Source organism: Streptomyces caniscabiei (assembly GCF_014930365.1).
Lineage (GTDB): Bacteria > Actinomycetota > Actinomycetes > Streptomycetales > Streptomycetaceae > Streptomyces > Streptomyces caniscabiei.
In genome coordinates this window covers 1-22,633 of record NZ_JABXWI010000040.1, presented here as the reverse complement: position 1 = coordinate 22,633, position 22,633 = coordinate 1, and the positions used below count along the sequence as shown (strand labels likewise).

At 70.0% G+C, this 22,633-nt stretch carries 21 protein-coding genes, 1 rRNA gene and 1 riboswitch; of the genes, 7 read left to right on the top strand and 15 right to left on the bottom strand.

Annotated features, from left to right (window positions below):
- The first annotated feature begins 267 nt into the window (after positions 1 to 267).
- Both HW837_RS47420 and HW837_RS47415 read left to right on the top strand, forming a co-directional pair.
- A complete protein-coding gene (locus tag HW837_RS47420) occupies positions 268 to 492 on the top strand; it encodes a hypothetical protein (RefSeq protein WP_177261847.1) in 225 nt (74 codons plus the stop codon).
- A 78-nt stretch (positions 493 to 570) separates the two neighbouring features.
- The gene (locus tag HW837_RS47415) at positions 571 to 999 is read left to right on the top strand and encodes a type II toxin-antitoxin system Rv0910 family toxin (RefSeq protein WP_045563402.1); all 429 of its coding nucleotides are present in this window, start codon (positions 571 to 573) and stop codon (positions 997 to 999) included.
- Positions 1,000 to 1,157: 158 nt separating this feature from the next.
- On the opposite strand, the gene HW837_RS47410 is transcribed toward HW837_RS47415, so the two are convergent.
- Positions 1,158 to 1,796 carry a PadR family transcriptional regulator gene (locus HW837_RS47410; protein ID WP_078853999.1) on the bottom strand — a complete coding sequence of 213 codons (639 nt, stop codon included), beginning with the start codon at positions 1,794 to 1,796 and terminating at the stop codon, positions 1,158 to 1,160.
- A 152-nt stretch (positions 1,797 to 1,948) separates the two neighbouring features.
- On the opposite strand from HW837_RS47410, the gene HW837_RS47405 reads away from it, so the two are divergent.
- Together HW837_RS47405 and HW837_RS47400 are read left to right on the top strand one after the other, a co-directional pair.
- The gene (locus HW837_RS47405) at positions 1,949 to 2,728 is read left to right on the top strand and encodes an SDR family NAD(P)-dependent oxidoreductase (RefSeq protein ID WP_193380847.1); all 780 of its coding nucleotides are present in this window, start codon (positions 1,949 to 1,951) and stop codon (positions 2,726 to 2,728) included.
- A gap of 260 nt (positions 2,729 to 2,988) precedes the next feature.
- Entirely contained in the window at positions 2,989 to 3,798 is an 810-nt protein-coding gene (locus HW837_RS47400; protein WP_045563405.1) for a PhzF family phenazine biosynthesis protein, read from the top strand.
- Between the two features lie 52 nt (positions 3,799 to 3,850).
- Here the strand turns inward: HW837_RS47400 and HW837_RS47395 are convergent, their stop codons facing one another.
- Positions 3,851 to 4,651, bottom strand: a complete 801-nt coding sequence (locus HW837_RS47395) for a CPBP family intramembrane glutamic endopeptidase (RefSeq protein ID WP_193382532.1) — start codon at positions 4,649 to 4,651, stop codon at positions 3,851 to 3,853.
- A 123-nt stretch (positions 4,652 to 4,774) separates the two neighbouring features.
- Positions 4,775 to 6,289 (bottom strand): glutamate-cysteine ligase family protein, encoded by a 1,515-nt coding sequence (locus HW837_RS47390; RefSeq protein WP_033528928.1) that lies wholly within the window; start codon positions 6,287 to 6,289, stop codon positions 4,775 to 4,777.
- A 569-nt stretch (positions 6,290 to 6,858) separates the two neighbouring features.
- Here HW837_RS47390 and HW837_RS47385 point away from each other — a divergent pair.
- A complete protein-coding gene (locus tag HW837_RS47385) occupies positions 6,859 to 7,443 on the top strand; it encodes a hypothetical protein (protein WP_045563407.1) in 585 nt (194 codons plus the stop codon).
- A gap of 410 nt (positions 7,444 to 7,853) precedes the next feature.
- Entirely contained in the window at positions 7,854 to 8,054 is a 201-nt protein-coding gene (locus HW837_RS47380; protein WP_045563408.1) for a DUF5999 family protein, read from the top strand.
- Between the two features lie 131 nt (positions 8,055 to 8,185).
- Here the strand turns inward: HW837_RS47380 and gcvP are convergent, their stop codons facing one another.
- Positions 8,186 to 11,071, bottom strand: coding sequence for an aminomethyl-transferring glycine dehydrogenase (gene gcvP, locus HW837_RS47375; protein ID WP_093789660.1), 2,886 nt, complete (start codon positions 11,069 to 11,071; stop codon positions 8,186 to 8,188).
- Positions 11,072 to 11,243: 172 nt separating this feature from the next.
- A riboswitch (glycine riboswitch) is annotated at positions 11,244 to 11,340 on the bottom strand.
- Between the two features lie 124 nt (positions 11,341 to 11,464).
- Between gcvP and HW837_RS47370 the strand changes: the two genes are divergently transcribed.
- Entirely contained in the window at positions 11,465 to 11,833 is a 369-nt protein-coding gene (locus tag HW837_RS47370; protein ID WP_045563410.1) for a PRC-barrel domain-containing protein, read from the top strand.
- A 378-nt stretch (positions 11,834 to 12,211) separates the two neighbouring features.
- On the opposite strand, the gene HW837_RS47365 is transcribed toward HW837_RS47370, so the two are convergent.
- The 11 genes from HW837_RS47365 to rrf form a co-directional block, all read right to left on the bottom strand.
- Positions 12,212 to 13,567: a DNA polymerase IV gene (locus tag HW837_RS47365; protein WP_193380845.1), complete on the bottom strand. Its 1,356-nt coding sequence runs from the start codon at positions 13,565 to 13,567 to the stop codon at positions 12,212 to 12,214.
- Positions 13,568 to 13,646: 79 nt separating this feature from the next.
- Positions 13,647 to 14,174 (bottom strand): MerR family transcriptional regulator, encoded by a 528-nt coding sequence (locus HW837_RS47360; protein WP_045563417.1) that lies wholly within the window; start codon positions 14,172 to 14,174, stop codon positions 13,647 to 13,649.
- Positions 14,175 to 14,593: 419 nt separating this feature from the next.
- On the bottom strand, positions 14,594 to 15,067 hold the full coding sequence (locus HW837_RS47355) for a bifunctional nuclease family protein (protein WP_005475662.1): 474 nt from the start codon (positions 15,065 to 15,067) through the stop codon (positions 14,594 to 14,596).
- Between the two features lie 84 nt (positions 15,068 to 15,151).
- A complete protein-coding gene (ftsR, locus tag HW837_RS47350; RefSeq protein WP_045563412.1) occupies positions 15,152 to 15,907 on the bottom strand; it encodes a transcriptional regulator FtsR in 756 nt (251 codons plus the stop codon).
- A 42-nt stretch (positions 15,908 to 15,949) separates the two neighbouring features.
- Complete coding sequence (locus HW837_RS47345) at positions 15,950 to 16,921, bottom strand: FHA domain-containing protein (protein WP_078853998.1); 972 nt, start codon at positions 16,919 to 16,921, stop codon at positions 15,950 to 15,952.
- A gap of 61 nt (positions 16,922 to 16,982) precedes the next feature.
- Complete coding sequence (locus tag HW837_RS47340; RefSeq protein ID WP_045563413.1) at positions 16,983 to 17,870, bottom strand: DUF881 domain-containing protein; 888 nt, start codon at positions 17,868 to 17,870, stop codon at positions 16,983 to 16,985.
- 5 nt (positions 17,871 to 17,875) lie between these two features.
- Positions 17,876 to 18,208, bottom strand: a complete 333-nt coding sequence (locus tag HW837_RS47335; protein WP_009343209.1) for a small basic family protein — start codon at positions 18,206 to 18,208, stop codon at positions 17,876 to 17,878.
- Positions 18,205 to 19,110 carry a DUF881 domain-containing protein gene (locus tag HW837_RS47330; protein ID WP_086786747.1) on the bottom strand — a complete coding sequence of 302 codons (906 nt, stop codon included), beginning with the start codon at positions 19,108 to 19,110 and terminating at the stop codon, positions 18,205 to 18,207. Before HW837_RS47330 ends, HW837_RS47335 begins: the two co-directional genes overlap by 4 nt.
- Before the next feature lie 97 nt (positions 19,111 to 19,207).
- A complete protein-coding gene (locus HW837_RS47325; RefSeq protein ID WP_045563415.1) occupies positions 19,208 to 21,703 on the bottom strand; it encodes a mannose-1-phosphate guanyltransferase in 2,496 nt (831 codons plus the stop codon).
- 112 nt (positions 21,704 to 21,815) lie between these two features.
- On the bottom strand, positions 21,816 to 22,424 hold the full coding sequence (locus HW837_RS47320) for a cardiolipin synthase ClsA (RefSeq protein ID WP_045563416.1): 609 nt from the start codon (positions 22,422 to 22,424) through the stop codon (positions 21,816 to 21,818).
- A gap of 110 nt (positions 22,425 to 22,534) precedes the next feature.
- Positions 22,535 to 22,633: ribosomal RNA gene (gene rrf, locus HW837_RS47315) — 5S ribosomal RNA — on the bottom strand; the annotation flags it as partial.

The window sequence follows — 22,633 nt, the reverse complement described above, 5'->3', positions numbered from 1 at the left end:
GTCTGCCGTCGATCTCCACGTTGTCCGGACCAGGGGCTGCGGCCGACTGCCGGGGAATGGGGTGTCGCACGCCCCCCACCCCATCAGTCCCACCGCCTCCGGGTCATCCACGAAAGGAAGCATCTTGGTCTCCCACACAGGTTGCGTAGGGAGGACCCGCCTCTCCTCCCTACGGATGAGATTCGGCCCGCACGCCCCAGGGGCGCGCACCTCTGTCCCCCACGCCCCATGCGCAACCGCACGGCACCGGCGCTCGTCCCCCACCCCATGGAGAGCGGGTGCTGGCTGGTGACGCTGCCGGCGATCGACGGCAGGCAGTACGTGTACCGGGTGTACGCCCCCGAGAGCGCCCTGCCCGCCGACCTGTTCTGGGAGGCCTGGCACTGCCACGACGAAAGCCGTCTGCCCCGCGCGTGCGACCTGTTCGACGCGGCACTGATCCGCCAGGTGACCCGGCGCCCGGACCGCCCCGGGCCCTCCGCCGGTTTCTGACGGTTCATCAGTATTGAATGTTCCGGGGCCCGGGACTACGTTCCGCGACACCAGCGTCCGAGACGAAGGGGTTGTCGCATGGCCGATGTCAGCGCGGAGGCACGCATCGAGGCACCCGCCGAGCAGGTCTGGGCCCGGCTCGTCGACTGGCCCGCGTACGGCGAGTGGAACACGACCCACACCGGCTTCCCCAAGGGTGGCCCGGAGGTCCTCGAAGTGGGCGGCACCTTCCAGGAGAACCTGAGGCTTATGGGCTTCCCGGCGGAGGTCGAGTGGACCATCGCGGAGCTGGAGCCCGCCCGCACCCTGGCCATCCGGGGCAAGGGCCCGATGGCCGTGGACCTCACCACCCGCTACACCCTCACCCCCGACGGCGACGCCACGACCGTCCGCGTCGACGGCCGATTCACCGGCGCCGCCGTCTCCCTGATGGCGGGCAAGCTCAGGGACTCCGCCACGGCCGCGCTCGCCGAGTCGCTGCGCAAGCTGGGCGCACTCGTGGCCTGACGAGCGCCCACCCTCGCCCCCCTCACCACCTCGCCACTCACCACCCGCCACTCACCTCTCACCACCCGCCACTCGCCACTCGCCACTCGCCCGGACAAGCGAAAGCGCCCCTCGGAATCCTCCGGGGGGCGCTCCGCACCTCACTCCGCTGCCGTCCCTCAGTCCTCGTCGGCGAGGATCAGGTACAGCTTCTTGCGGGCTTCGTTGATCACCGTCAGCGCCTTGTCGCGCTGGTCCTTGTCGCCGGTCTTCCAGACCTGGCCGAACGCCTCCATCAGACCGAAGCCGGCCTGCCGGATCTCGCTCAGCGCCTCCCAGTCGACCCCGCGCGAGGCCTCTTCCCATGGGGCCTCGGGCCCCTCGTCGGCCGCGCTGCGACCGGCCTCGGTGAGCGAGAACAGCTTCTTGCCGCCCTCGGTCGCGCTGGCGATCAGCCCCTCGTCCTCCAGCAGCTGGAGGGTGGGGTACACCGAGCCGGGGCTGGGCTTCCACGCCCCGCCGCTGCGCTCGGCGATCTCCTGGATCATCTCGTAGCCGTGCATGGGCCTGTCCTTGAGGAGGGCCAGGATCGAGGCACGCACATCGCCGCGCCGCGCCCTCCCCCTGGGCCCGCCTCGGCCTCGCCCGCCCCAGGGGCCTCCCCCGAAGGGTCCGAACGGTCCGGGCCCACCATGGCCCGGCCCGAACGGCCCGAAGGCAGCGCGAGACGCGTCGGCGTCACCTCGGCCGCGGGGGTGCTCCCCACCGCGGCATCCATGCCCACGCTCGAATCCGAAGTCCTGTCCACGGGAACGCATCATCATCACTCCATTCCATCGTTGATCTGTCGCGATGCTTCAACGATATATCGGAACCTGTCGTCCGACAACCCCTGAACCACAAGTCCTCCCGCCGTCCCACCCCGCCACCCCGCGCACCGACACCTGGCGGTGCCCCCTAGGGTGCGGGAATGATCTCCGACAGCTACCTCGCCGAACTGTTCTCGCTCGACGGCCGCGTCGCCGTGGTGACGGGCGGCAGCTCCGGCATCGGCAAGGCCATCGCCACGGCTCTCGCACGGGCCGGGGCGAGCGTGGTGATCATCGCGCGCAAGGAGGCGGAACTGGCGGCCACGGTCGACGGACTGACGGCGGACGGCTGTCGGGCGGCCTGGGTGAGCGGCGACCTGGCCACCCGAGCTGGTGTGCGCGCGGCGGCGGAGTGGGCGGTCGAGGCGTTCGGCGAACCCGACATCCTCGTCAACAGCGCCGGCGTCAACCTGCGTCCCCCGCTGAGCGAGCTCGGCGAGGACGTCTGGGACACCACCATGGCCGTGAACCTGGACGCGCCCTTCCTGCTGGGCCAGCGCTTCGGGCCCGGCATGGCCGAGCGGGGTCACGGACGCATCATCCACATCACCTCGCAGCAGGCGCACCGGGCCTTCGTCCGCAGCGGCGCGTACGGCGTCTCCAAAGGCGCCCTGGAGTCGCTGGCCCGCTCGCAGGCCGAGGAGTGGTCCCCCCACGGCGTCACCTGCAACACCCTGGTCCCCGGTTTCGTCCCGACCCCGCTCAACACCCGGCTGTCGTCCGACCCGGCCCAGGTGGCCGCCCTCGCCGCCCGCACCCTGACCGGCCGCAACGGTCTGCCCGACGACTTCGCCGGAGCCGCGGTGTTCCTCGCCGGACGCTCGGCCGGCTACATCACCGGCCAGACCCTCTTCGTCGACGGCGGTTTCTCCGTCCACTAGGGCCCTTCTGATGGATCTCCGTGGGAGAAGGAGCGACGTTCGGTGCGTGCGCTCGGCGTGCGGCGTGGAGGGTCTTGTGGCGGAGCCACCTGGCCCTTCGCGGCGTGCGGCGAGCGTGCGTGCCGGGCGCCGCGACGCCGCGGAGATCCATCAGAAGGGCCCTAGGGCGCCCCTCCGGGGCGAAGTGGCCCACGAAAACCGGTCCACCGTCCCGGAATTGGCCTTGGCTCGTGGCTCCACGGACCGCCTAGCGTCGTCCCATGCGTATTCGTATCGTCGACGCCTTCACCGACCGCCCGTTCTCCGGCAACCCCGCCGGGGTCCTCCTCCTCGACGCCTTCCCGGACGACGACTGGCTCCGGAACGTGGCCAAGGAGGTCAACCACGCCGAGACCGCGTTCGCCCACCCCCTCCCGCCGGGCGGCGAGGCCGACTGGGCGTTGCGCTGGTTCACGCCGGTCGCCGAGGTGGCGCTGTGCGGCCACGCCACCCTGGCCACGGCACACGTCCTGAACAGCACCGGCACCCACGAGGGCCCGGTTCGGTTCGCCACCCGCAGCGGGGTCCTCGTGGCCACACCGCGGCCGGACGGTTCCCTCACGCTCGACTTCCCGACCGCGCCCCTGACCCCCGTCCCCGTCCCGGAAGGCGTCGCCGAGGCCCTGGGCGCCGAGCCGGTCGGCGCCTTCGACACCGGCCCCCAGGTAGGAGACCTGCTGCTCGAACTGGCCGACGAGAAGACGGTCCTCGGTCTGGCCCCCGACCTCCGGTCCCTGGGCCGCTTCTCCGAGCGCGGCATCATCGCCACCGCCCGCGCCGAGGACCCCGCCGCCGGCCACGACTACGTCTCGCGCTGCTTCTTCCCGAACATCGGCATCGACGAGGACCCGGTCACGGGCAGTGCCCACACCGCCCTCGCCCCCTTCTGGTCGGAGCGTCTGGGCCGCCCGGATCTCACCGGCCTCCAGGCCTCCGCCCGCTCCGGCCACGTCCGCACGGGGCTCCGCGGCGAGCGCACCCTGCTCTCCGGCCGCGCGGTCACGGTCATCGACGGCGAACTCCTCGCCTGACCCACGCCCGCCCGCTCCCCCACCCGCACGGCCACCGGTCGGCGGCCGGCCGTCACGGCGTGGGCAGCCAGTCCACCTTCCCCGCCAGCAGCGCGTACCCCACGAACGCCCCGATGTCGAGCAGCGAGTGGGCCACCACCAGCGGGCCCACTCGCCCCCACCGCCGGTACAGGTACACGAACACCACACCCATCACCATGTTGCCGACGAAGCCGCCGATGCCCTGGTAGAGGTGGTACGAGCCACGCAGCACCGAACTGGCGGCCAGCGCGCTCCCCGGCGACCAGCCCAGTTGCTGGAGCCGGCGCAGCAGGTACCCGACCACGATGACCTCTTCGAGGGCCGCGTTCTGGATCGCGGAGAGGATCAGTACGGGGTACTTCCACCACACCTCGGGCAGCGCCTCCGGCACCACGGTGAGGTTGAAACCGAGGCCGCGCGCGGCGAGGTAGAAGGCGATCCCGGTGCTGCCGATCACGGCGGCGACGGCCGCGCCCCGGCCGAGGTCGGGCCACGGCTTCGTCCGGTCGAAGCCGAGGGTCCGCAGCCCGGCGCCCTCACGCAGCAGGAAGTGCGCGACCAGCGCGACGGGCACCAGGGCGGTCGTGATCCCGAAGAGCTGCCACGCGAGGTCGAGCCAGGGGCGGCCGGGCGCCGCCGAGGCGTTCATGGTGGCCGCCTGGTCCTTGAGCCCACCGGGCTCGGTGACCGAGCCGATGAAGCTGATCAGCGCGGACACCCCGCTCGCGCCGAGCGAGACCGCGAGCACGAGGAGCGTCTCGTCCCTCAGAATCCGTCGGCTCGGCCGCTCCCCCGGCACCGCGCCCTCCACCGACTCCGCCTGCCCCTGCACCCACGCCTCCAGTTGTCCGGCCCCGCCGAGGGTCCATCATCACCCGCGGCGGTCCGTGACATTCCGGCGGCGTCCCCCACAGCGCCCCGCCCGGCCGGGAGAAAGGCGCCGCGGAGGCGGCGCTCAGCCCAGCGGCACCGGCTCCGGCAGTCCGACCGGCCAGCTGTGGACCGGCTCCCCGGAGTGCATCAGCTCGCCGTAGCGCCGTGTCGTGGCGGCCAGCGCCGCGTCCCGGCCGAGCCCCTTGGCAAGAGCCCGATGGAACGTTTCGACCTGCCAGGACGCCCCGTTGGCCCGGCGCCGACAGCGCTCCTCGATCACACCGAGGTAGAAGTCCCGGTCGACCGGCTCGACCCCCCACGCGTCCAGCCCCGCCTCGGCGAGCGGCAACAGTTCGTCCCGTACGAGGTTGACCGCGTCGACCGGCCCCACCCCGCCGTAACGGCCGCGCGGCCACTGGAGCCGCGCGTCGATGCCGTGCCGGCAGGCCTCGTCGAAGTTGGCGGCGGCCGCCTCGAAGGGCAGCCGCGTCCACACGGGCCGCGACTCCTCGGCGAGGGCGCGTACGACGCCGTAGTAGAAGGCGGCGTTGGCGATCACGTCGGTGATGGTCGGGCCGGCGGGCAGCACCCGGTTCTCGACGCGCAGGTGCGGAACCCCGTCGGCGATGCCGTAGACGGGCCGGTTCCAGCGGTAGATCGTGCCGTTGTGCAGGGTGAGTTCGGCGAGCGAGGGCACGCCGCCCGCGTCGAGGACCGCCATCGGGTCCTCGTCGTCGCAGATGGGCAGCAGGGCCGGGAAGAAGCGCAGGTTCTCCTCGAAGAGGTCGAACGCCGAGGAGATCCACCGCTCCCCGAACCAGGTGCGCGGGCGCACTCCCTGTGCCTGCAGCTCGGGCGGCCGGGTGTCGGTGGACTGCTGGAACAGCGGCGGTCGCGACTCGCGCCACAGCTCGTGCCCGAACAGGAACGGCGAGTTGGCGCCGATGGCGACCTGCGCGGCGGCGACCGCCTGGGCGGCGTTCCACACGTCGGCGAACCGGCCCGGGGTGACCTGGAGGTGCAGCTGCACGGAGGTGCAGGCGGCTTCGGGCGCGATCGACTTCGAGGTGCAGACGAGCCGCTCCACCCCGTCGATGTCGAGGGTGAAGTCCTCGCCCCGGGCGGCGACGATCTGATCGTTCAGCAGGGTGTAGCGGTCGCCCGCGGAGAGGTTGGAGGAGACCAGGTCGTCACGGTCCAGCGTGGGCAGAATGCCGATCATCACGATCCCCGCGCCGACTTCGATGGCCTTGCGGTCGGCGTACGCGAGGGAGGTGCGCAGTTCCTCGGAAAGCTGGTCGAATACCCGGCCACCCAGCCGATGTGGAGCAATGTTGACTTCCAGATTGAACATGGCGAGTTCTGTTTGGAAATCTCGGCTCGCAATCCGCTCCAGCACTTGCGCATTCATCATCCGGGGCAGCCCGTCGCCGTCGACGAGGTTCAGCTCGATCTCCACACCCATCAGGTTCTTGGGGCGATCGAACCGCTTCTCCTCCAGCAGTCGCGCCAGCCCCGCCAGGCACTGCCTCAACTTGTCGCGGTACTGCTGGCGATCGGAGAGGCCGAACGGCCCCGCTACGACCTTCTCTCCCATCTAGGGGTCCCTCCTTGGATGGGCAGGCCGACGAACGGCCACTGCTGTCTCGGGTCCACGCATGATGATGCCCCGGTGGAGCCGCGGATAACGTCCCCGGCGCGACCTGCGCACGCTAGGCTGAACACGGTCACCTCCGACACTATTCACTTGGCGTGCTTCTGGCACATTCAGCGGGCAAGAAAGAGCATGCGCTTTCTACCGGTTCCGCTTTCGTGAAAAGCGCCGACGAGAACCGGCCGTCCACTACGTGCCGGTAATCCGAGGTCACCGATGCACCCCCATGGAAAAGCGGGGTGCTGAGCAGGCCCCGGAGACCGGATACCGCCTTGCTCTTCATATTCGGAACGGCTAGACGAAACCTCGTGTGAACACGTGTCGTATAAACTCCGCAAACGAGGCTGAGAGTCGGCACTCGCGGTCCTCGGTCCTGCCGTCAGACCACACGCGGCGGACCCACCCACGCACCCGGACCCCGGGCACCCGTCTCTCCGACCCCCGAGAGCTGACAGCGCCGTCCGCCCCCGCCCTCGCGCCATCGTGCCTGTCGAACTGAGAGGCGACCCACCATGCCGTTGCATGTCCCCCCGGCTCCCGCGCCCGCCCTGCGCACCGTCCTCATGGCACTCGGTTCTCCCACCGCCGTCCACGAGGCGCGAACACCTTCACTGAAGAACGCCTCGGGCCCCGCCACACCCGAACTGCCGCTGCCCGTCCACGTGCTCGACCGGATCACCCCGGAGGGCACGGGCACCGCCCGGCTCGCCGGATGGCGGTTCCTGATCCGCTGCGGCGACCGTGCCGTGGCCGCCGCCGAGACCCGCCTGACCCCGGACGGCTGGGTCTTCTCCCACTTCTTCGAGGGCCCGTACATCGCCTCCACCGAGCTCGCCCTGCGCCAGGCCGAGGTCATGCAGCAGCCCTACCAGCCACGCCTGCTGTCGGTGCCCGAGCTGTACATGCTCACGCTCTGGCTGCACGCCGACCCCACGGCCGACGGCGCCACCGGCCACCCGGCGCCGAACGACCTGCTGGTCCCACTGGCACCCGCACCACCCGGTATCGCCGCCCACCGCCCGCACCGGGTCGCCGATCTCCTCCCGGTGCTGACCACCCGGCTCACGCCCGCACCCCTGCTGGGATCACCGGCCTGAATCAGGGCCGCCCCCGCAGCGAGTACCGCTCGCGCCCCGTCGCCGATTTCCCGGTGGCGGGGCGCTTGTTCTGCCCTCTTCCCACTCTCGGAAATGCGCGCTCTTTCGGGCGGCAATACGCTCGTACGAGCTATTCACTCGCCTTCCCTACCATCGGACTAGCCCCATCCGACCATGCCGAACCACCCGAAGGGACAGTGCGGTGCGGATGAACCGTCCGCGCGAGGGATGCGTCATCAACCTGTGAAGAAGCCGTGCTGCGAAATGCCTGCGGATTGACGCCCGTGGGGCAACACTGGGACCGGACCGATTTATCACAACGGGGGGCGGCCATGAACGAGGCTTCAAGCCGCGGGTCGGACAAACCAACCAACTCAGACCACACGACAAACCGAAAGATCCCCACAACCATGTGCCAGCACCAGCCACTGTGCCCGACTGCCGAATCCGCCGACCGGGAAGGCGCCCGACTCGTGGCGCACCACCCGGAGCAGGGATGGAGCCTGCTCTGCAACGGCGTTCTGCTCTTCGAGGACACCGGTGAGCTCCTGCCGGACGGCCAGATCATCGCGCCGCACCGCCCGAACGGCAGCGTGGTGACAGCCGCCTGAGCCGCACGGACGTGCGCACAGAGTGAGCGTCCCCACACAGGACGTCCGCCCAGACAGAAGAACCAGACAGAAGAAGGGGCCGGCCGGAGAGCGCACTCTCCGAACCGGCCCCGACGCGTATCCGCGCCCGACTACTCTGCGTAGGCATCCAGCGGCGGGCAGGAGCAGACCAGGTTCCGGTCGCCGAAGGCCTGGTCGATCCGGCGCACCGGCGGCCAGTACTTGTCGGCGGGCGAGACCCCGGCCGGGAAGACCGCCTCCGCCCGGGTGTAGGCGTGCTCCCACGCCCCGCCGAGCGCGGCCGCGGTGTGCGGCGCGTTGCGCAGCGGGTTGTCGTCCGCCGGCCACTCGCCCGAGGCGACCTTCTCGATCTCCGCGCGGATCGCGATCATCGCGTCGCAGAACCGGTCCAGCTCACCGAGGTCCTCCGACTCGGTCGGCTCGATCATCAGCGTCCCGGCCACCGGGAACGACATCGTCGGCGCGTGGAAGCCGTAGTCGATCAGCCGCTTCGCGATGTCGTCGACGCTCACCCCGGTCGCCTTGGCCAGCGGCCGCAGATCCACGATGCACTCGTGCGCCACGAGCCCGCCCGGGCCGGTGTAGAGCACCGGGAAGTGCGGCTCCAGCCGCTTGGCGATGTAGTTGGCGCTGAGCACCGCGACCTGGGTGGCCCGCTTCAGCCCCTCCCCGCCCATGAGCCGGACGTACGCCCACGAGATCGGCAGGATGCCCGCCGAGCCCCAGGGCGCCGCCGAGATCGGGCCCACGCCCGTCTCCGGCCCGGCCGCCGGCTGCAGCGGGTGGTTCGGCAGATACGGCGCCAGGTGCTCGCGCACGGCCACCGGTCCGACGCCCGGTCCACCGCCGCCGTGCGGGATGCAGAACGTCTTGTGCAGGTTCAGGTGCGAGACGTCGCCGCCGAAGTGCCCCGGCTTGGCGAGCCCCACCAGCGCGTTGAGGTTGGCCCCGTCGACGTAGACCTGGCCACCGGCGTCGTGCACCTGCGCGCAGATGTCGGCCACGTGCTCCTCGAAGACACCGTGCGTCGACGGGTAGGTGATCATCAGCACGGACAGCTCGTCGCGGTACTGCTCGATCTTCGCCCGCAGGTCCTCGACGTCGATCTCGCCGTCGTCGGCGGTCTTCACGACGACGACCTTCATGCCGGCCATGACGGCGCTCGCCGCGTTGGTGCCGTGCGCGGAGGACGGGATGAGGCACACGGTCCGCTGCGCGTCACCGCCTGCCCGGTGGTACGCGCGGACGGCCAGCAGCCCGGCCAGCTCGCCCTGCGAGCCCGCGTTCGGCTGCAACGACACCTTGTCGTACCCGGTGGCCTCCGCCAGCCGCTCCTCCAGCTCACGGATGAGCGTGAGGTACCCCTGCGCCTGCCCGGCGGGCGCGAACGGGTGCAGCTGCCCGAACTCCGGCCAGGTCACCGGCTCCATCTCGGTGGTCGCGTTGAGCTTCATCGTGCAGGAGCCCAGCGGGATCATGCCCCGGTCCAGCGCGTAGTCCCGGTCGGCGAGCCGGCGCAGGTAGCGCAGCATCGCGGTCTCGGAGCGGTACTCGTGGAACACCGGATGCGTCAGGTAGTCGTCCGACCGCAGCAGCGCCTCGGGCAGCGTGTCCCCGGCCTCGGCGTCGAGGGCCTCGACGTCCCCCTCCACGCCGAACGCGGTCCACACGGCACCGAGCTGCGCCCGGGTCGTGGTCTCGTCGCAGGAGATCGACACCAGGTCCGCGTCCACGAGGTGCAGGTTCACGCCATGTTCCCGCGCGGCCGCCACGACCTCACCGGCACGCCCCGGTACCCGCACGGTGAGCGTGTCGAAGTACGCCCCGTGCACGACCTCGATCCCACCGGCCGCGAGCCCCGCGGCGAGCACGGTGGCGTACCTGTGCGTACGCCGGGCGATGGTCCGCAGCCCCTCCGGCCCGTGGTACACGGCGTACATGCCGGCCATCACGGCGAGCAGCACCTGAGCCGTACAGATGTTGCTGGTCGCCTTCTCGCGGCGGATGTGCTGCTCCCGCGTCTGCAGGGCGAGCCGGTACGCCTTGTGTCGGTCGGCGTCCACGGAGACGCCCACGAGCCGCCCGGGCAGGCTGCGCGCGAACTTCTCCTGTACGGCCATGTAGCCCGCGTGCGGTCCGCCGAAGCCCATCGGCACACCGAACCGCTGGGTGGTCCCCACCGCGATGTCGGCGCCCAGCTCGCCGGGCGGGACGAGCAGCGTGAGAGCGAGCAGGTCGGCGGCGACGGTGACGAGCGCGCCGAGCTGATGCGCCTGCTCGATGACCGGCTTCAGATCGCGTACGACACCGGAGGCACCCGGGTACTGCAGCAGCACCCCGTTGATCTCCCGCTCGGCGATGTCGGCCGGGATGCCCTCGCTCAGGTCCGCCACGACCACCTCGACCCCGGTCGGTTCGGCCCGGGTCTCGATCACGGCGACGGTCTGCGGCAGCGTGTCCGCGTCGACGAGGAAGAGGCCCTTCTTGTTCTTCCCCATCCGCCGGGACAGCGCCATCGCCTCGGCGGCGGCGGTTCCCTCGTCGAGCAGCGAGGCCCCGGAGGTGGGCAGCCCGGTGAGGTCGGCGACGACCGTCTGGAAATTGAGCAGCGCCTCCAGCCGCCCCTGGGAGATCTCGGGCTGGTAGGGCGTGTAGGCGGTGTACCAGGCCGGGTTCTCCATGACGTTCCGCAGGATGACGGGCGGCGTGAAGGTCCCGTAGTACCCGAGCCCGATCATGGACCCCAGCACCTGGTTGCGGTCGGCCAGCGTCCGCAGCTCGGCGAGCACCTCGGCCTCGGTGCGTGCTCCCGGCAGCTCCAGCGCCTCGGCGTTCTTGATCACGTCCGGTACAGCGGCAGCCGTCAGCTCGTCGAGCGAGCCGTATCCGACGTGCGCGAGCATCTTGGCCCTGGCCTCGGCGTCCGGGCCGATGTGGCGCCGCTCGAAGGGGATTCCCTGTTCGAGCTCGGAGAGCGGAATGCGATGGGCGGTCATTACGGAGGCCTCCTGGTCTGACACGACCTTCGAGGGGCACCACGGCACGGGTGCCCGGACGGCCTCCCCCTCTGTCATCTCAACCTGAGAGCTTCACCGGTCCTGGTTCGGACCGGTTTTCACCGTCGGTGAGAGCGGGAGTCGTGACACCCGCTCTGCTTTCCAGAGTGACCTCGTCCGTGCGGTACGTGAGCCTGAGAGATTCCGGGGAGGATTTGCTCCTTCGGCGCCTCCGGATGGTGTCCGGAGGACTCTCCCGCACGGGGTCAACAGCCGCTGCCAGCGTATCAGCGCGGTCAACGCACGGTTCTTCGAGTGGCCGCCTCCCCCGATGTGCCTTTTCGTAGTGGTGAGACACGATTCGCCACCGTTGTGCGACCACATGGAGGGCCCGTGCAGAGCGACATCGATCCGCGCCACCTGATCGGCCGCAAGGCGTTCGACCGCAGGGGCAGCAAGATCGGCACCGTGGACGAGATCTACCTCGACGACGCCACCGGCATACCCGAGTGGGCCGCGATACGCATGGGCTTCTTCGGCCGCGACGCCTTCGTCCCCCTGGAACCCAGCGAACTCGTCGAAGGCACCCTCCGCGTCCCGTTCGAACGCGCCCTCATCAAGGACGCCCCCGACTTCGGCGTGGGCCGCCACCTCTCCCCCGAACAGGAACTCCAGCTCTACCACCACTACGGCCTGGACACGGCCCCGCCCCCACCCCTGGACCACGACTTCGGCAACGTGACAGGCAAAGAAGAGCCCTGACGCCCCCAGACCCAGACCCCAACCGCAGCCTCTCTCGAACGCCCTGAGCCCACCTCTGCCCTCCCCCGCACCACCGCTCCCGCCGCTGAAGGCCAAGCCCGAGCCCACCTGCCTCACCGCCGGCCCGCCCATCCACGGCCCTCAGTTCACGGCCCCCTTGTTCGCGGCCCTCTTCTTCACCACCCCCTTGTTCGCGGCCCTCTTGTTCACGGCCCTGTTGTCGGCCGCCCCGCTGTTCGCGGCAACCTTTGCCCCCGGCCCCGTCCCCACCCGGCCTTTCCCGATCCCGCCACTCACCCTCGCCGCGACGCCGCCAGCCGCGCCCCACAGCCCCGCAGCCCGCAAGCACCGGCAACACCCGCGCGGCGCCGACCCGCGTCAGCCCTGCGTCACCCCACCCCGCACCAACGGCAGCGGCTCCGCCGGCTCCAGCTCCGGATCGTCGGTCCGGAACGTCCGCACTCGCCCGGGCCCCACGTCGTCCGGCGTCTCGAACCGCACCGTCACCCGCCCGAGCCCACTCCCCTGCACCCACCCGTGCCCGAACTCTGCGTGCCGCACGTCGTGCCCGGCCCGCCACTGCCGCTCCCCACCCGCATGCTCCTCGACCACCGGCGCCTCCACAGCGCCCCCGGCCTCGTCCTCGACCAGATCCACCGCACCGGCCGCCTGGGCGAACAGGTCCTCCTGCGTGTAGTCGGCGAGCCCGCTGACGCCCACCCCCAGCAACCGCACCCCGCCCGTCGTGTCCACCGCCTCCAGCAACCGCCCCGCGGCCTCCCGCACCACCGCCGGGTCGTCCGTGGGCCCCCGCAACGTCTCGGACCGGGTCAGCGTCGAGAAGTCGTACCGCCGTACCTTCAGCACGATCGTCCGCCCCGACAGCCCGGCCCCCCGCAACCTCCGCACACACCGGTCCGCGAGCCGCTGAACCTCCAGCCGAACCCGCACCCGGTCGTGGATGTCGACGTCGTACGTGTCCTCCACCGACACCGACTTCGTGTCCCGCTCGGCCACGACCGCGCGGTCGTCCCGCGCCAGCGCCATCGCGTACAGCCCGTGCCCGTGCGCCTTGCCCAGCAGTCGTACGATCTCGTCCTCCCCGGCCTCCGCGATCTCCTCGACCGTGGTGATCCCGGCCCGCCGCAGATGGTCCCCGGTCGCGGGCCCCACCCCCGGCAGGATCCGCACGGACATCGGCCCCAGCAGCGCCCGCTCGGTGCCCGGCTCGATCAGCACCAGCCCGTCCGGCTTGGCCTGCTCGGAGGCGATCTTCGCGAGCATCTTGGAGGCCGCGAGCCCGACCGAGCCGGTCAGCCCGGTCACCGCCCGGATGTCCGCCCGCAACCGCGCACCCACCAGCCGCGCGGACTCCTCGTCCCAGGCGGCGTCCCGGGCCTCCAGGTCCACGAACGCCTCGTCCAGGCTCAACGGCTCCACCATCGGGGACAGGTCCCGCAACAGCCCCATGACCTGGTCGCTGATCGCCCGGTAGAACGTGAAGCGCGGGGTGAGATACGCGGCGTTCGGCGCGAGCCGGCGCGCCTGCGCCATCGGCATCGCCGAGTGCACTCCGAACACCCGGGCCTCGTACGAGGCGGTCGCGACCACCCCACGGGGCCCCAGCCCACCCACGACAACGGCTTTCCCACGCAGACTCGGCTTGGACGCCTGCTCCGCCGAGGCGTAGAAGGCATCCATGTCGAGATGCAGGATCGTGGGCGCGGTTCTCACATCTCCGATGCTGCCCTACGCCACTGACAATGCCAGGGCCCGTCGTCGACCGCGGCGGGCACGGAGCGGCACGGTCCCTTCAGACCGCCCGGTTCCGCCGCCGGGCGAGCTCGTCCGACGGGTTGGGGCCGACCAGTGTCTCCCCGGTGTCCACCCGCTCCCCGTGCAGCTGGGAGAGAGCGCTTTCCACGTCACGCCAAACGACCCCGACGGCGATCCCGAAGACCCCCTGGCCGCCCTGGAGCAGGGCATGGACCTCGTCGGGCGAGGTGCACTCGTAGACCGTCGCCCCGTCGCTCATCAGCGTCATCCGCTCCAGATCGCTGAAGCCCCGCTCCCTGAGGTGCTGGACTGCGGTGCGGATGTTCTGCAGCGAGACCCCCGTGTCGAGGAACCGTTTCACGATCTTGAGGACGACGACGTCCCGGAAGCTGTAGAGGCGCTGCGTCCCCGAGCCCTGCGCGGAGCGCACACTCGGCTCCACGAGGCCGGTACGGGCCCAGTAGTCCAGCTGCCGATAGGTGATCCCGGCGGCGGCGCACGCGGTGGGACCGCGGTAGCCGACGTTCTCATGCGGTTCGGACGCCGCCTCCGCGCTGTCCTGCACCACTGCGGGACGCTGCGGGACATGACCGGCCGCGCTGCTGTGAAGCGGGTACGGGCCGTTGTCCCCCAGCCTGCGTCCGGGGGCACCCCCAGCCGTACCGTCGCCGCTGCTTCTCACGCCGACCTCCGTCCTTGACCTGCCTTATCGACGGTAGGCAGCCACCCGGGGTGCGTCAACGACCACCGCACTCGCCACGCCGAGTGATAATCACCCTGAGAGTGGTTTCCCGTGCCCTTCCGCGGGGAAAGGCTAGCCGAATGCCCTCCGGCGGAGCCGCCCGACGGCGCACCGGCTGCCGGCCCGTGCGGAGCCCGGCTCGGACATCCCCAGCGCGCCACGAGCCGTCCCCCACCAGGCATCGGCGACCAGCGGGTGTCAGGACCCCACGGCCCCGCACCACCGCCCACCGGCTCACTCGCTCACTGGCTGTTCGTACCGAAGTCCTCGGGCGAGATCTGGTCGAGGAACTCGCGGAACTTCTCCACCTCGTCCTCCTGCTCGTCCGGGATCGCGATGCCCGCGTCGTCGAGCACCCCGTCACTGCCGAAGATCGGCGTACCCGTACGCAGCGCCAGCGCTATGGCGTCGGAAGGCCGCGCACTCACCTCGACCCCACTGGCGAACACCAGTTCCGCGTAGAAGACGCCTTCACGCAGGTCGGTGATGCGCACTTCCGTGAGCTCCTGGCCGACGGCCTCCAGCACGTCCTTGAACAGGTCGTGGGTCAGCGGCCGCGCGGGCGCCATGCCCTGCTGGGCGAAAGCGATCGCCGTCGCCTCCCCCGGCCCGATCCAGATGGGGAGGTAACGGTCGCCTCCCACTTCGCGCAGGAGCACGATCGGTTGGTTGGAGGGCATTTCGACCCGGACACCTACGACATCGAGCTCGTTCACACAGCAACCCTAGGCCGTGCTCGGGATGTTTGGGTAGTCGGGCACAGATCGGCCGACCGATCCGCCACAGGCGAACACCGCGCGTCAGCGCAGTCGTACGCCCAGAGCGCTCTGCACCAGCGCGGCGTGCAGCTTCACCGTGAGCCCCGCCAGCTCCCGCGTCCGGTCCGCCGCATGCGCCCTGGTCTGCGGATTACGGTGCAGCCGCAGGGGCGCCACGACCTGCTCCACGAGCCCCGCCTCACGGTCCGCGGCGGCCCTCATCACCCTCAGATGCCGGGGCTCGATACCGAACCGCCCCAGTTCGACCACAAGCGTGGCGACGGTGAGTACCTCCGCGTCGTACGAGCCGTCCGGCAGCGCGGCCACCAGCCCGTACGACTCCCACTCCGCCAGCTGGTCCTCGTCGATCCCCGCACCGGCCATGAGCTCACCGCGCCCGATCCGGGCCGCCGTCGGCTCCTCGGGCTCCCCGAAGAGCCCGCCCAGACGCTCTCCGTCGCCGACGTCGCGCTGCCGCCCCACGGACGGCAGCCGTACGTCCTCGCCCCGCTCCAGGGCCTCCAGATGCTCACGGATCACCTTGAGCGGCAGATAGTGGTCCCGCTGCATCCTGAGCACGTGTCCCAGGCGCTCGACGTCCTCGGCACTGAACTTGCGATACCCCGAGGGGGTCCGCTGCGGCTCGATGAGCCCCTCCGACTCCAGGAAACGGATCTTGGAGATGGTTACCTCGGGGAACTCCTCGCGCAGCGCGGTCAGCACCGTACCGATGCTCATCAGGCCACTGTCCGCGGCGGCGGTGCCGTGGTCGGCACCACCGCTCGTTGTTCGAAGCATGGACCTTCCCTGGGGTCCCCCCGGACGCGGTCCGGGGGAGGGTCAGTAGCCCCGCTGGCTCGCGTAGAAGACCAGCCGGTACTTGCCGATCTGCACCTCGTCGCCGTTGTGCAGGGCGACCTGGTCGATCCGCTCACGGTTGACGTACGTGCCGTTCAGGCTGCCGACGTCGGCGACCGTGAACGAGCCGTCCTGGCCCCGTCGGAACTCCACGTGACGACGCGACACGGTCACGTCGTCGAGGAAGATGTCGCTCTGCGGGTGACGGCCCGCCGTGGTCAGGTCACCGTCCAGCAGGAAGCGGCTGCCCGCGTTCGGACCGCGACGCACCACGAGGAGGGCCGAGCCGAGCGGCAGCGCGTCGACGGCGGCCTGGGCCTCCGGAGAGAGCGCCGGCAGCTGGGTCTGGCCGGTGACCTCGGAGTCGTACGCCTCGAGGCCGGAGATGGAGATCGTGGAGGTCGTCTCGGACGGACGCTCCGGGGTCGCGCCGGCCCGCAGCGGTGCGCCGCAGTTCGAGCAGAAGCGGCTGTTCTCCGCGTTGCGGTTACCGCACCTCGTACACACCAGGGCCGACATCGACGGATCCTCCTGCCGCGGCTGCCCCGCCGGGGCATTGGACGCATACGGGTCTGAAGCGAACCCTCCACCCGCACCTGAGGTTGACGGATCCCCGAAACCTATGCGGCCCGACTGGGCAGGGTCAACAGACGGCGCGCCCTGACCTCCGGAAATGTCACCTCCCGGACCAGCCACCTGGTCCCGGAACATGGGGCGCTCACCGCCCTGGCCCTCCGCCTCCGAAGGCTGCGCGCGATGGCGGGAGGTCGCGTTGTCGCTGCCCTCTCGCGCGCTCTTGCCGAACAACTTCGCAAACAACTTCACGGGCGATTCCCCTTGACCGAAACAGACCCGCCCGTGGGGCAGGACGAACCCTGACTGAACACACCGGCCGAGCCGGACAACCTCACAACGTCCGTACCCACCGGACAGTTTCCACCACGCACCACCCATTCGGTGCGCCGACCCCCCGCAACCTCATGCCCTCGCCGGACGGGCCCCATGCACCTGCGGTTCACTGGGAGGACGACCGAGCGTAGTCAGGCCGCTTCGCCGCTCGCAAGGCGTCCACAACGATCTTGTCCGCTCGCTCCACGGTCACGGTGGCCTGCTCCTTCTCCAGTGTCTGCACCACGCCTCCGGGGATGTTCAGTGCGGGCTCCAGGTCCTGCGGATTGCCGATGACCTTGAAACGAAAAGGCTGGGTGATCTTGTTCCCGTCGACCCTGATCCCGTCGTCGGAATCGGTCAGATACGTGCTGGCCACGACCCGTACGCCGTTCACCTGGATCGCCTCGGCGCCGGCCGCGCGCAGCTCCTGGATCGCGTCGAGCAACATGTCCGCCTCGACCGTCCCCTTCGTGTCGTCGATCGTCAGTGTGATGCCTGGCCCCTGCGCCGCCACCGTGCCCGCCAGAATGCCGAGTTGCCGCTCCTTCTCCACCGTCTGCTTGCGTGCCTCCTCGGCCTGGTCCGAGCTGTTCTCCAACTCGGTGCGCTGATCCTCGAGACCCTGCTTCTCCTCCTCCAGACGCTGCGTACGGTCATCCAGTTCATCGAGGATGCGAACGAGGTCCTCCTGACGTGCTCCGCGCAGCGCGCTGTCGTCGTTGTTGGAGGCCACCTGGATGGCCAGCCCGAAGCCGAGGCCGAACAGCAGCAGGGCCACGATGAGTTGGGCACGGGTGAAGCGCGGCGGCCACAACCCCTGAGCCAGCCGCTGCCGCCCGGTCAGCCTGCTCTTCTCCTCCTGAGGCGCCTGCCCGGGCTCCTCGGCGGCCGTGGGGGCCACTTCCTGCGGCAGTTCCCGGCGCAGTCGGGTCGTCGGTGTGTCGTCCCCTCCGGCCCCCGGAGTCGCCTTCGGGTCCGGCTTCGGGTCCGGCGTGCGGTCCTGGTCGCTCATCGGCCTCACGCCCGGAACACGTGCCGGCGGATCGCCGCGGCGTTGGAGAAGATGCGGATCCCGAGGACGACCACGACGCCCGTGGACAGCTGGGCACCGACGCCCAACTTGTCCCCGAGGAAGACGATCAGGGCGGCCACGACAACGTTCGACAGAAACGACACGACGAAGACCTTGTCGTCGAAGATGCCGTCCAGCATCGCGCGCAGACCACCGAAGACGGCGTCCAGCGCCGCCACCACGGCGATGGGGAGATACGGCTCTACCACCGCCGGCACCTCGGGCCGGACCAACAGTCCGGCCACGACTCCGAGGACGAGGCCCAGTACGGCGATCACGATGTGCCCTTCTCTGCGCTGGGTTCTGCTGTTCGTACGATCACGCTCGGCGCGGCCGGCACCTTGAGGTCGTCCTCCACGGAGATGCTCGTCCGGATGCCGAAGTTCTCCTGGAGGGCGTGCAGATACAGCCCGTCGGGGCTGTTCTGGAACGTGGTGCTCAGCCGCTGCCCGTCCCCCACCGCGAGGACCGTGTAGGGCGGTGCCAGCGGCTTGTTGTCGACCAGTATCGCGTCGCCCGCGGCCCTGATCGCCGACAGCGCGGTGAGCCGCTGACCGTTGATCGAGACGGCTTCGGCGCCGGACTCCCACAGCCCGTTGACGACCCGCTGCATGTCCCGGTCACGCACCCGACCGGTGTCCGAGAACCCGGACGTCTCCCGTGGGTCGCCGTCACCACCCTGACCGGCGCCCTTGGCGTCGTTGACGACGAGACGGACTCCGGGGCCGTGCACCTCGACGGCGCCCGACAGGATGCCCACCAGGTCGTTCCCGTCGCTGCCGCCGCCGTCCTTGAGCGCCTTGCGCTGCCGGGCGCTCACGTCGTCCCGGAGCTCGTCCACGGAGTCCTCCAGCTCGTCCGCGGCGGCGGTCTCCCGCTGGATGCGGTCGATGAGCTCCTCGCGCTCCTTTGCGACCACGGGCGCGCTGATCCGCGCCTGCGCGGCACCGACCGTCACCACCAGGGCGGCGAGGACCAGGCCGACCGCGAGTCCCAGCTTGGCGCGCACCGTCTTCGGCATGCCCTCGGCGCCCGCGGCCTTTCTGCGGGCGGCGGCCTCGGCGTATCCGTCGTCGAGGCTGTGGTCCATGACGTTGTTGAGCAGCGACATGGAGGCGTCCGGACGCGACGGGCGCGTGGGTGTGCTCCGAACGGGGGGCTGCTGCGGCATGCCGCACATCGTCGCACGTCGCGACCACTACCTCCGAATGGCCCCACCGGCGTGCCGGACAGGCCCCGTTGGGGGCACTGTCCGGCACGCGCGCGTGCGAGGCGATTCAGCGGCCGGCGCTGTCCACGACCGCCGCCCACTCGTCGAGCAGGGCCTGCGCGGAGGCGTCGTCGGGCCCCTCGGCCCACAGATGCGTGACGGCTTCGGCCGGATCCGGCAGGACCATCACCCAGCGTCCGTCGGTCTCCACGACCCGCACCCCGTCGGTGGTGTCCACGAAACGGTCCCCCGCCGCCTCCACGACCCGGCGCATCACCAGGCCCTTCACGGCCCACGGAGTGGCGAGATCCCGCTTCAGGACGTGCGCCCGCGGAATCCGCGCGTCGATCTGGCTGAGCGTGAGCTGCGTCCGCGCCACCAGCCCGATGAGCCGCACGAAGGCCGCCGTCCCGTCGAAGACGCTGCTGAACTCCGGCACGATGAAGCCACCGCGCCCGTCGCCGCCGAAGATCGTCGTCTCGTCGCCGCCGACCCTGGTGAGGTCGTCGGGCGACGTGGTCGTCCACTCGACCTGTGTGCCGTGGTAGGCGGCGACCTGCTCACCGATCCTGGTGGTGGTCACCGGCAGTGCCACCCGCCCGCTCCGCCGCTCGGCGGCCACCAGGTCGAGCATGACCAGCAGGGCCCGGTCGTCCTCGACGATCCGGCCCTTCTCGTCGACGAGCGACAGCCGTTCACCGACCGGGTCGAACCGCACGCCGAACGCGGCCCGCGAGGACGCGACGATCTCGCCCAGCCGCACCAGCCCCGACCGCCGCATGTCGCCCGTCTCCGTCGGACGCGACTCGTCGAGACCCGGGTTGATCGTCAACGAGTCCACACCGAGCTTGCCGAGCAGGCTCGGCAGCACCAGACCGGCACTGCCGTTGGACGCGTCCACGACGACCTTGAGCCCCGACTCGGCGATCCCGGTCGTGTCGACGTTCCTCAGCAGCGACCCGGTGTACGAGTCGAACACACTGGCCGGGAAGTGCAGGTCCCCGATCTCGCCCGGGAACGCGCGCCGGTACTCCTGCCGCGCGAACACCCGGTCCAGCTTCCGCTGGCTGGCCTGCGACAGGTCGGCGCCCTGTCCGTCGAAGAACATGATGTCGACCGAGTCCGGGACCCCCGGCGTCGTCCGGATCATGATCCCGCCGGCACTGCCCCGCGCGGTCTGCTGCCGCGCCACCGGCAGCGGCACGTTCTCCAGGTCCCGTACGTCGATGGCGCTGGCCTGCAGCGCCGAGATCACGGCCCTCTTGAGCGCGCGGGCGCCTCGGGAGTGGTCACGGGCGGTGGTGACCGTGGAGCCCTTCTTGAGGGTCGTCGCGTAGGCCCCCGCGAGCCGCACGGCCAGCTCCGGCGTGATCTCCACGTTGAGGATGCCGGAGACGCCCCGGGCACCGAACAGATGGGCCTGCCCGCGGGACTCCCAGATCACCGAGGTGTTGACGAACGCGCCGGCCTCGATCGTCTTGAAGGGGTAGACGCGCACGTTCCCCTGGATGATCGATTCCTCGCCGACGAGACACTCGTCGCCGATCACCGCACCGTCCTCGATCCGCGCGGCCCGCATGATGTCGGTGTTCTTGCCGACCACACAGCCACGCAGATTGCTGTGCTGTCCGATGTAGACGTTGTCGTGGACCACGGCCTTGTGCAAAAAGGCCCCGCTCTTCACAACGACGTTGGAGCCCACGACGGTGTGCTCACGGATCTCGGCGCCGGCTTCGACCTTGGCGTAGTCCCCGATGTACAGGGGCCCGCGGAGCACGGCGTCGGGGTGCACCTCGGCACCTTCGGCGATCCACACGCCGGGCGAGAGCTCGAACCCGTCGATCTCGACGTCGACCTTGCCCTCCAGCACATCGGCCTGAGCCTTCACATAGCTCTCGTGCGTGCCGACGTCCTCCCAGTAGCCCTCGGCGACATAGCCGTAGACCGGCTTGCCCTCCTTCATCAGCTGCGGGAAGACATCGCCGGACCAGTCGACGGGGACGTCGGCCTCGACATAGTCGAAGACCTCGGGCTCCATCACGTAGATGCCCGTGTTGACGGTGTCGGAGAAGACCTGACCCCAGGTCGGCTTCTCCAGGAAACGCTCGACCTTGCCTTCCTCGTCCACGATCGTGATACCGAATTCCAGAGGATTCGGCACCCGTGTCAGACAGACGGTGACCAGCGCACCCTTTTCCTTGTGGAAATTGATGAGCTCGGTGAGGTCGAAGTCGGTGAGGGCATCGCCGGAGATGACGAGGAAGGCATCGTCCTTCAGCGCCTCCTCGGCGTTCTTGACGCTCCCGGCGGTACCGAGTGGCTTCTCCTCGTTGGCATAGGTGAGCTCCATACCGAGCTCCTCGCCGTCCCCGAAGTAGTTCTTGACGAGTGACGCCAGGAACTGGACAGTAACGACGGTCTCATTGAGCCCATGCCTTTTGAGCAGCCGCAGTACATGCTCCATGATCGGGCGGTTCGCCACGGGCAGGAGCGGTTTGGGCATGCTCGAGGTCATGGGGCGAAGGCGTGTGCCTTCGCCTCCGGCCATCACGACGGCCTTCATGTCGGAAGCGTCCTCCTTGAAGAGACGGTCTAGCCGACTTCACCCGTCCAGATTGTCCCGCACATTTCCGACGCGGGCCATCGAGCCACTAACGGCCGCCCCCTGGGCGGGCTCAATCGGCCATGGCGTCCGCACTGACGAGTCGGCGGACCTGAACCACGTAGAGGATCCCTGCCCACCAGTACAGCGTTGTACCCCATCCGGCGAACGCCCATCCGAAAATCGCAGCGAGTGACGAGATCCATCCGTTTCCGTCACTGAGCAGGAGCAACGGGAAGGCATACATCAAGTTGAACGTGGCCGCCTTGCCGAGGAAGTTCACCTGCGGCGGCGGATAGCCGTGCCGTCTGAGGATGCCCACCATCACCAGCAGGACCAGCTCTCGCAGGAGAAGTACACCGGTCAACCACAATGGCAGAATCTCGCGCCAGGTGAGCCCTACCAGAGTGGACAGGATGTACAACCTGTCAGCCGCGGGATCGAGAAGCCGGCCCAAGCTGCTGATCTGGTTCCAGCGCCGCGCCAGCATGCCGTCCAGATAGTCGCTGACGCCGCTCAGAGCGATCACCAGGAACGCCCAGCCGTCGACCTTGGGGCCGCCGAACTCGGGCCAGAGAATCAACCACAGGAAGACGGGCACGCCAACGAGCCGCGCCATGCTGAGAATGTTCGGGATGGTGAGGACCCGGTCCGTCTGGACCCGGGTCTCCTGTACCTCCACCCGGGGGCCTCCTGTGGGAAATGAGCCAACGTTGCCCCCCTGACCCTACCTCAACGCAAAAAAGCTCTGGCTCTTGGGCATGATGCCCAAGAGCCAGAGCTCTAAAAGGAGTTCGGCGGCGTCCTACTCTCCCACAGGGTCCCCCCTGCAGTACCATCGGCGCTGTAAGGCTTAGCTTCCGGGTTCGGAATGTAACCGGGCGTTTCCCT

Bases quoted from the DNA above. Each gene is read 5' to 3' on its own strand.
- HW837_RS47410 (WP_078853999.1), bottom strand. From the start codon at position 1,796: ATGCGTTCCCGTGGACAGGACTTCGGATTCGAGCGTGGGCATGGATGC.
- HW837_RS47390 (WP_033528928.1), bottom strand. From the start codon at position 6,289: ATGGGAGAGAAGGTCGTAGCGGGGCCGTTCGGCCTCTCCGATCGCCAG.
- HW837_RS47380 (WP_045563408.1), top strand. From the start codon at position 7,854: ATGTGCCAGCACCAGCCACTGTGCCCGACTGCCGAATCCGCCGACCGG.
- ftsR (WP_045563412.1), bottom strand. From the start codon at position 15,907: ATGCTTCGAACAACGAGCGGTGGTGCCGACCACGGCACCGCCGCCGCG.
- HW837_RS47415 (WP_045563402.1), top strand. From the start codon at position 571: ATGGCCGATGTCAGCGCGGAGGCACGCATCGAGGCACCCGCCGAGCAG.
- HW837_RS47330 (WP_086786747.1), bottom strand. From the start codon at position 19,110: ATGTGCGGCATGCCGCAGCAGCCCCCCGTTCGGAGCACACCCACGCGC.
- HW837_RS47340 (WP_045563413.1), bottom strand. From the start codon at position 17,870: ATGAGCGACCAGGACCGCACGCCGGACCCGAAGCCGGACCCGAAGGCG.
- gcvP (WP_093789660.1), bottom strand. From the start codon at position 11,071: ATGACCGCCCATCGCATTCCGCTCTCCGAGCTCGAACAGGGAATCCCC.
- HW837_RS47400 (WP_045563405.1), top strand. From the start codon at position 2,989: ATGCGTATTCGTATCGTCGACGCCTTCACCGACCGCCCGTTCTCCGGC.
- HW837_RS47420 (WP_177261847.1), top strand. From the start codon at position 268: ATGGAGAGCGGGTGCTGGCTGGTGACGCTGCCGGCGATCGACGGCAGG.
- HW837_RS47345 (WP_078853998.1), bottom strand. From the start codon at position 16,921: ATGGGTGGTGCGTGGTGGAAACTGTCCGGTGGGTACGGACGTTGTGAG.
- HW837_RS47385 (WP_045563407.1), top strand. From the start codon at position 6,859: ATGCCGTTGCATGTCCCCCCGGCTCCCGCGCCCGCCCTGCGCACCGTC.
- HW837_RS47405 (WP_193380847.1), top strand. From the start codon at position 1,949: ATGATCTCCGACAGCTACCTCGCCGAACTGTTCTCGCTCGACGGCCGC.
- HW837_RS47325 (WP_045563415.1), bottom strand. From the start codon at position 21,703: ATGAAGGCCGTCGTGATGGCCGGAGGCGAAGGCACACGCCTTCGCCCC.